Annotated in this window: 14 protein-coding genes; 12 read left to right on the forward strand and 2 right to left on the reverse strand. The window is 66.0% G+C overall.

Features of this window, described 5'->3' with window-relative positions:
* Positions 1 to 63: 63 nt before the first annotated feature.
* Both ACODS5_RS22835 and fliK read right to left on the reverse strand, forming a co-directional pair.
* Positions 64 to 399, reverse strand: coding sequence for an EscU/YscU/HrcU family type III secretion system export apparatus switch protein (locus ACODS5_RS22835; RefSeq protein ID WP_134693822.1), 336 nt, complete (start codon positions 397 to 399; stop codon positions 64 to 66).
* Entirely contained in the window at positions 396 to 1,970 is a 1,575-nt protein-coding gene (fliK, locus tag ACODS5_RS22840) for a flagellar hook-length control protein FliK (RefSeq protein WP_489109720.1), read from the reverse strand. Before fliK ends, ACODS5_RS22835 begins: the two co-directional genes overlap by 4 nt.
* A gap of 151 nt (positions 1,971 to 2,121) precedes the next feature.
* Here fliK and ccmA point away from each other — a divergent pair, with 151 nt between their 5' ends.
* From ccmA to ACODS5_RS22900, 12 genes are all read left to right on the forward strand, one after another.
* Positions 2,122 to 2,754, forward strand: a complete 633-nt coding sequence (gene ccmA, locus ACODS5_RS22845) for a cytochrome c biogenesis heme-transporting ATPase CcmA (RefSeq protein ID WP_134693824.1) — start codon at positions 2,122 to 2,124, stop codon at positions 2,752 to 2,754.
* A complete protein-coding gene (ccmB, locus tag ACODS5_RS22850) occupies positions 2,751 to 3,419 on the forward strand; it encodes a heme exporter protein CcmB (RefSeq protein WP_134693825.1) in 669 nt (222 codons plus the stop codon). The genes ccmA and ccmB overlap by 4 nt, the downstream gene beginning before the upstream one ends.
* 46 nt (positions 3,420 to 3,465) lie before the next feature.
* Complete coding sequence (locus ACODS5_RS22855) at positions 3,466 to 4,233, forward strand: heme ABC transporter permease (RefSeq protein ID WP_489109721.1); 768 nt, start codon at positions 3,466 to 3,468, stop codon at positions 4,231 to 4,233.
* Positions 4,230 to 4,406, forward strand: coding sequence for a heme exporter protein CcmD (gene ccmD / locus ACODS5_RS22860; RefSeq protein WP_011534872.1), 177 nt, complete (start codon positions 4,230 to 4,232; stop codon positions 4,404 to 4,406). The genes ACODS5_RS22855 and ccmD overlap by 4 nt, the downstream gene beginning before the upstream one ends.
* A complete protein-coding gene (ccmE, locus tag ACODS5_RS22865) occupies positions 4,403 to 4,858 on the forward strand; it encodes a cytochrome c maturation protein CcmE (RefSeq protein WP_134693827.1) in 456 nt (151 codons plus the stop codon). Before ccmD ends, ccmE begins: the two co-directional genes overlap by 4 nt.
* An 11-nt stretch (positions 4,859 to 4,869) precedes the next feature.
* On the forward strand, positions 4,870 to 6,843 hold the full coding sequence (locus ACODS5_RS22870) for a heme lyase CcmF/NrfE family subunit (RefSeq protein WP_489109726.1): 1,974 nt from the start codon (positions 4,870 to 4,872) through the stop codon (positions 6,841 to 6,843).
* Positions 6,840 to 7,376, forward strand: coding sequence for a DsbE family thiol:disulfide interchange protein (locus ACODS5_RS22875; RefSeq protein ID WP_489109722.1), 537 nt, complete (start codon positions 6,840 to 6,842; stop codon positions 7,374 to 7,376). Before ACODS5_RS22870 ends, ACODS5_RS22875 begins: the two co-directional genes overlap by 4 nt.
* Complete coding sequence (locus tag ACODS5_RS22880; RefSeq protein WP_134693830.1) at positions 7,373 to 7,849, forward strand: cytochrome c-type biogenesis protein; 477 nt, start codon at positions 7,373 to 7,375, stop codon at positions 7,847 to 7,849. Before ACODS5_RS22875 ends, ACODS5_RS22880 begins: the two co-directional genes overlap by 4 nt.
* Positions 7,842 to 9,029 carry a c-type cytochrome biogenesis protein CcmI gene (gene ccmI, locus ACODS5_RS22885; RefSeq protein ID WP_134693831.1) on the forward strand — a complete coding sequence of 396 codons (1,188 nt, stop codon included), beginning with the start codon at positions 7,842 to 7,844 and terminating at the stop codon, positions 9,027 to 9,029. The genes ACODS5_RS22880 and ccmI overlap by 8 nt, the downstream gene beginning before the upstream one ends.
* A gap of 12 nt (positions 9,030 to 9,041) precedes the next feature.
* Positions 9,042 to 9,467 carry a hypothetical protein gene (locus ACODS5_RS22890; protein ID WP_489109723.1) on the forward strand — a complete coding sequence of 142 codons (426 nt, stop codon included), beginning with the start codon at positions 9,042 to 9,044 and terminating at the stop codon, positions 9,465 to 9,467.
* Between the two features lie 80 nt (positions 9,468 to 9,547).
* On the forward strand, positions 9,548 to 10,486 hold the full coding sequence (locus ACODS5_RS22895; RefSeq protein ID WP_489109724.1) for a 2-hydroxyacid dehydrogenase: 939 nt from the start codon (positions 9,548 to 9,550) through the stop codon (positions 10,484 to 10,486).
* A gap of 51 nt (positions 10,487 to 10,537) precedes the next feature.
* Entirely contained in the window at positions 10,538 to 11,326 is a 789-nt protein-coding gene (locus tag ACODS5_RS22900) for a PhzF family phenazine biosynthesis protein (RefSeq protein ID WP_489109725.1), read from the forward strand.
* Positions 11,327 to 11,457: the final 131 nt, after the last annotated feature.

The raw sequence follows: 11,457 nt of genomic DNA on the forward strand, positions 1-11,457 counted from the left end.
ATAGGGGGCGCCACGATGATCGATGTGGCCTGCGCGCGAGCGGCAGCGGGTTACCACCCGTTATCAAGGGTGGTAGGGCAGGCCTGGCAGTTGTGGGGTGATATCACGCTCGGCGGCGGGTTCGTCGCTGAAACCGACTGGCACCTTGCCGCGCAACTGCCAGGCGAACGCGATGATTTCGGCGATGGTCAGGTACAGCGCTTCGGGGATCTGCTCGCCCAGCTCTAGGCGCGCCAGCAGGCGCACCAGCTCGGCATTCTCGTAGATCGGCACCTCGTGCTCGCGAGCCAGGGCGAGGATGGCCTCGGCCAGCTCGTCGTCGCCCTTGGCGGTCAGGGTCGGGGCCTGCTGGCCGTCGTAGTTCAGGGCGATGGCCTGGCGGGGTGGCTTTTTGCTCATGCGTTCTCGTCCACCCAGCGTTGTTCCAGGCGTGTGCGCGGGCCTTGCGGCGGGGTGCCAGGGTGGCACTCCAGGTCGCCGACGTCCAGGCCGCGGGCCAGCAGGCGCTCGCGCAGGCTGCCCAACTGGCTGTCGATCAGGCGCGCGGTGTGTTCCTGTTGTGCCCACAACTGGCCGGACAGCCGCCCCTGGGCCAGCTGTGCCTGAACCTGCAACGGGCCGAGTGGCGACAGGTCGAAGGCCAGTTCGATACGCCACAAGGCCTGCAGCGGGTCGTGCTGTTCGCGTTCACGGTCGGCCTGCTGTTGCGGGGTTTCCTCGCGTTGCAGCTTCACTTGCAGGGGAATGAACTCCTGGCCGTGACGCACCGGGATTTCGCTCTGCCAGGTGGTCTGCTGGTTGCCGTTGTCGAGGGTACCGCTCTGCTGCAGGCTCGACAGCGAATGGCTCTGCAGCCGGGAAATCGCCGCTGCTGCCAGGCGCAGCAGTTGCTGCAGGTCGCCTTCGCTTTCCAGCTTCTGCAGCAGCCGCGAGGGCAAGGGGAAAGCGCTGGGCAAGGGCCGTGGGCTAACCTGGCCGAGCATGCCCAGGGCGCTACGGGCCAAGCCCGGCAGGGCGTGGGCAAGGGGCGTGCCGGCCAGGGATGGGGCAGGGGCCAGCGGCGGATGGCCAGGCTGATTGGGCAGGGCCTGGGCCACCAGCCGGATCAACTGCGCCTTGAGGTCGGGGGCGACGCTGGCCGCCTGGCCGCCGAGCAGCTTGGCCTCGAGGAAGGTGCCGCTGTCGTTGAGGGCCTGGGCGAGGTTTTTCGCATCCCCCAGTTGCCGCGCGTCTGGCAGGCTGGCGAGTAGGCGTTCGGCGCTGGCGCGTAGTTCGACACCGGCATCCGGGGTGCTGGCGATGTGTTGCAGCACGTTGAGCAGCCCCGGCAGCGAGGCCTGCTGGGCCTGCTGGGTCGACAGGTGCTGGGTGACCGCCAGCTGGTCCTGACGACCGCTCAGGGGCACGAAGCGCAGTGACTGGTCGCCTTGCACCACGGCGCTGAGCAGGCTACCCAGTGGTAGCCTACGTGGGCTGTCGATGACCAGGGTGGCGCCAGCCTGGCTGCTATTGAGCAGGCTCACCAGCGAGCGAAAGCTGGTGGTTTCGCCAGGCACCGGGGGCAGTGTCTGGCTGGTCAGTACCTTGCCCTGCAACAGAGTGCCAACCGGGACCTGGCGGGTGTCGAGCTGGGTGAGGGTAGCGATAGTGCCGGCGTTGCCCAGTTGCACCATGACCGCCAGGCGGTTGCTGTCGGGCTGGCTGACGATGATCTGGCTACCCGGGGCCAGGGGTTGGCTGGCGTTGGCCAGCACTTGGCTCTGGTTGCCGTTGGCCTGGGTCAGGCGCAGCAGCAGCTGGAAGTCCGGGCCGACCTGGCGCAGGCTTACCACCTCGGCCTCGGCGCTTTCGCCGGGCGGCAACAAGCCTGGCTGGGCCTGCAGCAGGCGCAGCAGTTCGCCGGTCATGGCGGCCTTGGCCACCTGCGGGCTTAGCGCAGTTTGAGCGCCGAGACTATTGATTTCAGTCATGATTGTATACAACCTGTCGAACCCGCCCTCTTGGCAGGGCGGCGCCGCGTGTAATAATGCCGCCTGCCCGCCACTGCCAGTATAACGGCAGGGCTTGAGGCGACTTGAGACACGGGGTGCGATCTGGCCCCACACTGCATAAGGCGATACTGTGACCCTTCACCTCCAAGCCGTGGGCCTGGCCTGCGAGCGCGACTGGCGACTGCTCTTCGAGCACCTGGACTTCGAGCTGCGCCCCGGCGACATGTTGCAGATCGCCGGCCCCAATGGCAGTGGCAAGACCAGCCTGCTGCGTCTGCTGGCCGGGCTGATGCAACCCACCGCCGGGCAGATCCTGTTCAATGGCCAGCCTTTGGCCGAGCAGCGCCACGCACTTGCCAGCATCTTGCTGTGGATCGGCCACGCCGCAGGCATCAAGGACCTGCTGACCCCGGAAGAAAACCTCGCCTGGCTGTGCGCATTGCACAAGCCCGCCGACCGTGACGCGATCTGGCTGGCCCTGGAGGCGGTCGGCCTGCGCGGCTTCGAGGATGTCCCCAGCCATACCCTGTCCGCCGGCCAGCAGCGGCGAGTGGCCCTGGCCCGCCTGTACCTGGACAGCCCGCCGCTGTGGATCCTCGACGAACCCTTCACCGCCCTCGACAAACAGGGCGTGGCCCAGCTGGAAGCGCACCTGGCGGCCCACTGCGAACAGGGTGGCACCGTGGTGTTGACCACCCATCACATGCTCGCTCACAAGCCTGACGGCTATCGCGAGTTGAACCTGGGGCAATGGGCGGCATGAGCGTATTTCTTCTTCTATTGCGCCGCGAGGCGCGCCTGTTGTTCCGCCGCCCGGCGGAGTTGGCCAACCCGTTGGTGTTCTTCGCCATCGTGGTGGCGTTGTTCCCGTTGGCGGTCGGCCCCGAAACGCAATTGTTGCAAACCTTGTCGCCGGGACTGGTCTGGGTCGCGGCCCTGCTGGCGGTACTGTTGTCGCTGGACGGGTTGTTTCGCAGCGACTTCGAGGATGGCTCGCTGGAGCAGTGGGTACTCTCGCCCCATCCACTGGCCATGCTGGTACTGGCCAAGGTGCTGGCGCACTGGATCTTTTCCGGGCTGGCGCTGGTATTGTTGGCGCCACTGCTGGCGCTGATGCTTGGCCTGCCGGCCAGTTGCCTGCCGGTGCTGCTGGCCTCGTTGCTGCTGGGCACCCCGGTGTTGAGTCTGCTCGGCGCGGTGGGCGCGGCGTTGACGGTCGGTCTCAAGCGCGGCGGCCTGCTGCTGGCGCTGCTGATTCTGCCGTTGTATATCCCTGTATTGATCCTGGGCAGTGGTGCGTTGCAAGCGGCATTGCAGAATATGCCGGCCACCGGTCATCTGCTCTGGCTAGCCAGCCTGACTGCCCTGGCCGTGACACTGGCACCCTTTGCGATAGCGGCCGGGCTGAAGATCAGCGTCGGCGAATAACGAGTCCCGGGCATCGCAGCCCGGCCAATACCCTGGATGTACCCTGATGAAAATTAGCTGGACGTGGTTCCACAAGCTGGGCTCCCCAAAATGGTTCTACGCCATCAGCGGCCGCATGCTGCCGTGGCTGGCCGTCTCCGCCGTGCTGTTGCTGCTGGTCGGCATCACCTGGGGCCTGGCCTTTGCCCCCCAGGACTACCAGCAGGGCAATAGTTTCCGCATCATCTATATCCACGTGCCCACGGCGATGCTGGCGCAGTCTTGCTACGTGCTGCTGGCGGTGGCAGGGGTGGTGGGGTTGGTGTGGAAAATGAAACTGGCCGATGTCGCGCTGCAATGCGCGGCGCCCATCGGCGCCTGGATGACCGCGGTGGCGCTGGTGACCGGAGCGATCTGGGGCAAGCCGACCTGGGGCAGCTGGTGGGTGTGGGACGCGCGCCTGACCTCCATGCTGATCCTGCTGTTCCTGTATTTCGGCATCATCGCCCTGGGCCAGGCGATCAGCAATCGCGAAAGCTCGGCCAAAGCCTGTGCGGTGCTGGCGATCGTCGGCGTGGTCAACATCCCGATCATCAAGTACTCGGTGCAGTGGTGGAACACCCTGCACCAGGGCGCCACCTTCACCCTTACCGAAAAGCCGGCGATGCCGGTGGAAATGTGGGCGCCGCTGCTGATCACTGCACTGGGTTTCTATTGTTTCTTCGGTGCCGTGCTGTTGCTGCGCATGCGCCTCGAAGTGCTCAAGCGCGAGGCCCGCGCCAGTTGGGTGCGCGATGAAGTGTTGAACAGCCTGGGCCGGGAGGTCGGCAAATGAGCTTCGCGTCCTTCAGTGATTTTCTCGCCATGGGGCACCATGGCCTGTACGTCTGGTCGGCCTACGGCATCTGCCTGGCGGTGCTGGCGCTCAATGTCGCCGCGCCCCTGCTGGCCCGCCGTCGCTACCTGCAAGAAGAGGCGCGCCGTCTGCGCCGGGAGAGCAAACCGTGAATCCGCAGCGCAAGAAACGCCTGTTCATCATCCTCGGCCTGCTGGCCGGTGTCGGCGTGGCGCTGGGCTTCGCCCTCAGCGCCCTGCAGCAGAACATCAACCTGTTCTACACCCCGACCCAGATCGCCAACGGCGAGGCGCCGCTGGACACCCGCATTCGCGCCGGCGGCATGGTCGAGAAAGGCTCGGTGCAGCGTTCGGCCGACTCGCTGGACGTGCGTTTCGTGGTCACCGACTACACCAAGTCGGTGCCGATCACCTACCGCGGCATTCTTCCCGACCTGTTCCGTGAAGGGCAGGGCATCGTCGCCCTCGGCAAGCTCAACGCCGACGGCGTGGTGGTGGCCGACGAGGTGCTGGCCAAGCACGACGAGAAGTACATGCCGCCTGAGGTCACCAAGGCCCTGAAGGAAAGCGGGCAGGCTGCCACTGGTGGGGAGGTCAAGCCATGAACGCAGCCCTGGTGATCCCTGAGCTGGGCCAGTTGGCGATGATCCTGGCGATCTGCTTCGCCGCCGTGCAGGCCAGCGTGCCGCTGCTCGGCGCCTGGCGCGGCGACCGCCTGTGGATGAGCCTGGCGCGCCCGGCGGCATGGGGCCAGTTCGCCTTCTTGGCGTTCGCCTTCGCCTGCCTGACCCACGCCTTCATGACCGACAACTTCTCGGTCGCCTATGTCGCCAGCAACTCCAACAGTGCCTTGCCCTGGTACTACAAGTTCAGCGCCGTGTGGGGGGCCCATGAGGGCTCGCTGCTGCTGTGGGCGATGATCCTGGGGGGCTGGACCTTTGCCGTGTCGATCTTCTCGCGCCAGTTGCCGCAAGTGATGCTGGCTCGGGTGCTGGCGGTGATGGGCATGATCAGCGTGGGCTTCCTGAGCTTCCTGATCATCACCTCGAACCCGTTCTCGCGCCTGCTGCCGCAGGTACCGGGCGACGGTCGCGACCTCAACCCACTACTGCAGGACTTTGGCCTGATCGTTCACCCACCCATGCTGTACATGGGCTATGTCGGCTTTTCGGTGGCCTTCGCCTTCGCCATCGCCGCGCTGCTTGGCGGACGCCTGGACGCGGCCTGGGCGCGCTGGTCGCGGCCCTGGACCATCGTCGCCTGGGCATTCCTCGGCGTGGGCATCACCCTGGGCTCGTGGTGGGCTTACTACGAGCTGGGCTGGGGCGGCTGGTGGTTCTGGGACCCGGTGGAAAACGCCTCGTTCATGCCCTGGCTGGTGGGTACCGCGCTGATCCACTCGCTGGCGGTTACCGAAAAACGTGGTGTATTCAAGAGCTGGACGGTGCTGCTGGCCATCGCCGCCTTCTCGCTGAGCCTGCTGGGCACCTTCCTGGTTCGTTCCGGCGTGTTGACCTCGGTGCATGCGTTTGCCGCCGACCCGTCGCGGGGCATCTTCATCCTGATCTTCCTGTTGTTCGTCGTCGGTGGTTCGCTGACCCTGTTCGCCTTGCGTGCGCCGGTGGTCAAGAGCCAGGTGGGCTTCGCCCTGTGGTCGCGCGAGACGCTGTTGCTGGCCAACAACCTGGTGCTGGTGGTGGCGGCGTCGATGATCCTGCTCGGCACCCTGTATCCGCTGGTGCTCGATGCCCTGACCGGGGCCAAGCTGTCGGTCGGCCCGCCGTACTTCGATGCGTTGTTCCTGCCGCTGATGGCGTTGCTGATGCTGGTGCTCGGAGTTGGCGTGGTGGTGCGCTGGAAAGACACTCCCGGCAAATGGCTGGCCGGCATGCTGACCCCGGTGCTGATTGGCAGCGCGGTACTGGCGCCGCTGGCCGGGCTGCTGGTCGACGACTTCGACTGGCCGGCCTTGAGTGTGTTCGCCCTGGCTGCCTGGGTGGTGCTCAGCGGCGTGCGCGACATCCTCGACAAGACCCGGCACAAGGGCCTGGTCAAGGGCCTCGGCGGCCTTTCCCGCAGCTACTGGGGCATGCAGTTGGCCCACCTGGGGCTGGTGGTGTGCGCCCTGGGCGTGGTGTTGTCGAGCAACAACAGCGCCGAGCGCGACTTGCGCATGGCGCCGGGTGAAACCGTCGAGCTGGGTGGTTATCACTTCCTGTTCGAGGGCGCCAAGCACTTCGAAGGCCCGAACTTCATTTCCGACAAGGGCACCATTCGTGTTTCGCGCGAGGGCCGTGAAGTGTCGGTGCTGCACCCGGAAAAACGCCTGTATACCGTGCAGCAGTCGATGATGACCGAGGCCGGCATCGATGCCGGCTTCACCCGCGACCTGTACGTCGCCCTGGGCGAGCCACTGGAAAACGGCGCCTGGGCGGTGCGGGTGCATATCAAACCTTATGTCCGCTGGATCTGGCTGGGCGGTCTGCTGACCGGCCTGGGCGGCTTGCTGGCGGCCCTCGACCGGCGCTACCGCGTCAAGGTCAAGACCCGGGTGCGTGAAGCCCTGGGCGTGTCTGGAGCAACTGCATGAAGCGTTGGATCATGGTAGTGCCACTGGCGGTGTTCCTGCTGGTGGCGGTCTTTCTCTACAAGGGGTTGTTCCTCAAGCCCGACGAGTTGCCCTCGGCGATGATCGGCAAGCCGTTCCCGGCGTTCTCGCTGGCCACGGTGCAGGGCGAGCGCAACCTGACCCAGGCCGACCTGCTGGGCCGTCCGGCACTGGTCAACGTGTGGGGCACCTGGTGCCCATCGTGCAAGGTGGAGCACCCATACCTGAACCAGCTGGCCGAACAGGGAGTGGTGATCCACGGCGTCAACTACAAGGACGACAACGCCGCCGCGCTGAAATGGCTGGCCGAGTTCCACAACCCCTACCAGTTGAACATCGCCGATCCGCAGGGGTCCCTGGGCCTGGACCTGGGCGTGTACGGCGCGCCGGAAACTTTCCTGATCGACGCCAAGGGCATCATTCGCTACAAGCATGTCGGCGTGGTTGATGCCACGGTGTGGCGTGAACAGCTGGCGCCGCTGTACCAGGGCCTGGTCGACGAGGCACGGCCATGAAGCGCTGGCTTGCCGCCGTGGTGTTGGGGCTGGGCCTGGCCGGGATGGCCAAGGCCGCCATCGACACCTATCAGTTTCGCGACGACGCCGAGCGTGAGCGCTACCAGCAGCTGACCAAGGAGCTGCGTTGTCCGAAATGCCAGAACCAGGACATCGCCGACTCCAATGCACCGATCGCCGCCGACCTGCGCCGCGAGATCTTCCGCATGCTCGGCGAAGGCCAGAGCAACCAGCAGATCGTCGACTTCATGGTCGACCGCTATGGCGACTTCGTGCGCTACAAGCCGGCGCTCAGCGGCCGCACCTGGCTACTCTGGTTCGGCCCGGGGATCCTCCTGGCAGGGGGCTTCGTGGTGCTCGCGGTGATCGTCCGCCGGCGCCGTGGCCAAGCCGTGGCCGGCAATACCGAACTGTCCGCCGACGAACGCGAGCGTCTCGCCAAACTGCTGGAAAAAGAACGTACCCATGACTGAATTCTGGCTTAGCGCGGGCCTGCTGTTGCTCGCCGCCCTGGCTTTCCTGCTGTTGCCGATCCTGCGCGGCCACCGCCGCCAGCAGGCCGAACAGGACCGTACGGCCCTCAACGTGGCGCTCTATGAAGAGCGTGTCGCCGAGCTGGCTGCCCAGCAGGCTGCCGGTGTGCTCGATGCGCGGCAACTGGCCAAGGGCCGCGACGAGGCGGCTCGCGAGCTGCTGGCCGATACCGAGCGCGACGAGGTAGCCCGCCAGGGTCGTCTGGGCAAGGTCATCCCGCTGTTGGCGGCGATCCTGGTGCCAGTCATGGCGCTGGGGTTGTACTTGCACTTCGGCGCGGCGGACAAGGTCGAGTTGACCCAGGAGTTCGCCCAGGCGCCGCAGTCGATGCAAGAGATGACGGCCCGCCTCGAACGGGCCGTGCAGGCGCAGCCTGATTCGGCTGAAGGCTTGTACTTCCTCGCGCGCGCCTACATGGCCGAGCAACGCCCGGCCGATGCCGCCAAGGCCTTCGAACGTGCGGTGGCCCTGGCCGGGCGCCAGCCAGAGCTGCTCGGACAATGGGCTCAGGCGCTCTACTTCGCCAGCGACAAGCGGTGGAGCAGCCAACTGCAGGGGCTGACCGACGAGGCACTGCAGGCCGACCCGCGTGAAGTGACCAGCCTGGGCTTGCGCGGCATTGCCGCCTTCGAGGGCGAGCGCTATCAGGAGGCCATCGACTTCTGGAACCGCCTGCTGGCCCAACTGCCGGAAGGGGACGCCTCGCGCGCCGCGTTGCAGGGGGGTATCGATCGCGCTGCCGACAAGCTCAAGGCCGGCGGTGGCAAGGTCGCCCAGGCCGCGCGCCTGAAAGTACGGGTCGAACTGGCCGCCGCGCTCAAGGACAAAGTGCGCCCGGACGACACCGTGTTCATCTTCGCTCGCGCGGTCAAGGGCCCGCCCATGCCGTTGGCGGCCAAGCGGGTGACGGTGGCGCAGTTGCCGATCGAAGTGGAGCTGTCGGACGCCGACGCGATGATGGCGCAGATGAAACTGTCGGACTTCGCCGAAGTCCAATTGGTAGCCCGCGTCTCCCGCGCCGGGCAGCCCACCCAGGGTGAGTGGAAGGGCCAGAGCGCGCCATTGGCCACCGCCACCCAGGGCACCCAGCATCTGACCATCGACAGCCCCGACTCATAAGAGAGCACCTCCATGAACAGCACCGTCCGCCTGACCCTGATCTGCCTGGCCCTGGGTCTTGGCGCGTGTACGGTGCACCAGCCGGGCGAGCGCGAGCCGCTGCCGCCGATCGAGACCACGCCGCCACCGCACCAGGGGCCGGTGGTCAAGCCACTGCCGGGCGGCCAGCCCGGTAGCCAGCCGAGCAAGCCGGCGGCGCTGCCCAAGCCGATGCCGCGCACCTCTGCCAGCTTCGCGCCGCCACCTGGCGGCGCCAGCCACTGGGACCCCAAGTTGGGCGTCTATGTGCTGGAGAAGCAGCCTAACACCTTCTACCGCCAGCGCACCTATTACCGCTGGAACAACGGCTGGAGCTGGTCGCTGAGCCCTAGCGGGCCGTGGCAGGACACTGACAGCAGCGGTGTGCCGGGCGGGCTGGGACGCGCGTTCGGGCATTAATCAATAGCTTTTACCCGGTGACAGGACCGGCTGCATCGACAGCTGGCATACTCCCCCTTCGCATTCAACCGGAGGGTGGCATGAGCAAGACAGTCCTGGTGCTGGTGGAAACCGTTGATGACTACCTCCCCCTGCTGGAGCAGGCCGGCTACCGCCTGATTCGCGCGCCGTCGCCGCAGATGCGCGCCGATGCCATTGCCCGGCATGCCGAGCAGATCGATGCCGTGCTGACCCGTGGTCCGTTGGGTCTGAGCGCTGCTGAAATCACCACCCTGGTCAATCTGCGGATCATCTGCGTGATCGGCGCCGGCTACGAGCAGGTCGACCTGGCTGCCGCCGCGGCGCGTGGCATCATCGTCACCAATGGCGCCGGGGCCAATGCCGGCCCGGTCGCCGACCATGCCATGGCCTTGTTGCTGGCGCTGCTGCGCGATATTCCCCGGGCCGACGCCAGCACTCGGCGTGGCGAGTGGAACCGGGTGATCAGCCCGTCGGTGAGTGGCAAGCGCTTGGGTATCATCGGCCTGGGCGCGGTCGGCCAGGCCATTGCCCGGCGGGCCAGCCAGGGGTTTGACATGAATGTCAGCTACCACAGTCGCACGCCCCGTGCCGAGCTGCCCTACACCTGGTACGACAGCCCGTTGCATCTGGCCGACGCTGTGGACATTCTGGTGGTGGCCACGCCCGGTGGCAATGGCACCCGCCACCTGGTCGATGCCGCGGTACTCGAGGCGCTGGGCGCCGAGGGGTACCTGGTCAACATCGCCCGGGCCAGCGTGGTCGATACCGACGCATTGGTCGGCGCCTTGCGCGGCGGCGTGATCGCCGGGGCGGCGCTGGATGTATTCGATGACGAGCCAGCAGTGCCGGATGCTCTCAAGACACTGGGCAACACGGTGCTCACGCCGCACGTGGCGGGGCAATCGCCGGAAGCGGCGCGTGACACGGTGGCCCTGGTGCTGAGCAACCTGCAGGCGTTCTTCGCCGGCGAGCCGGTGTTGACCCCCGTTTATGCCTGATCCCTTTCTTAATGCCTGCCTGACGGTGTGTCGGGCTTGAGGAGCCTTTGCATGCAACTCGAAATTTTCCAGGTCGATGCCTTTTCTGCCGTGCCGTTTGGCGGTAATCCGGCGGCGGTCATCCCGCTGGAGCAGTGGTTGCCAGACGATGTGCTGCAGCGCATCGCCGAAGAAAACAACCTGTCCGAGACCGCATATTTCGTACCCAACGGTGAGGCGTTCGACCTGCGCTGGTTCACCCCGGCGGTGGAGGTCGATCTGTGTGGGCATGCCACGTTGGCGGCGGCCTGGGTGTTGTTCGAGCAACTGGGCGAGCGGGCAGAGGTGTTGCGGTTCAATACCCGTAGCGGTGAGTTGCGGGTCAGCCGTGATGCCGATGGGCTGCTGGCGATGGATTTTCCGGCCAAGCAGCCGGTTGCGCAGGACTTTCCGGCCGGGTTGCTGGAGGCCCTTGGGCTGACTGAGGCGCGGGCGTTGTATCGGACTGACGACTTTATCGTGGTGATCGATGATGTTGACTTGATCGAGGGGCTCAAGCCGGACTTCGTGGCGTTGTCGGCGTTCGATGTGCGGGGGATTGCGGTGACGGCGCCGGGGCGGGGGTTTGATTTCGTCACGCGGTGGTTTGGGCCGCGGGTTGGGGTCAATGAAGATCCTGTGACGGGGTCGGCGCATACGTCATTGGTGCCCTATTGGGCTGAGCGGTTGGGCAAGAACAGCTTGCGCTGTGAGCAGGGGGGCGCGCGCAAGGGGCAGTTGCACTGTGAGTTGCCGGGGAATGGGCGGGTGATTATTCGTGGGGCGGGAGCGCTTTATATGCGTGGGGTGGTGTTTTTTTGAGTTGCTAGTTGCTAGTTGCTAGGTTCTGGTGTGGGCTTTTGGGGATGTGTGCTCATTCATGGTTTGTAGGGGCGCCTACATCGCTGTTTCGCCTTGCGGCGACTTACTTAATGAGATGGTCACCCCGGCAC

It is taken from the genome of Pseudomonas sp. FG47, assembly GCF_057809115.1.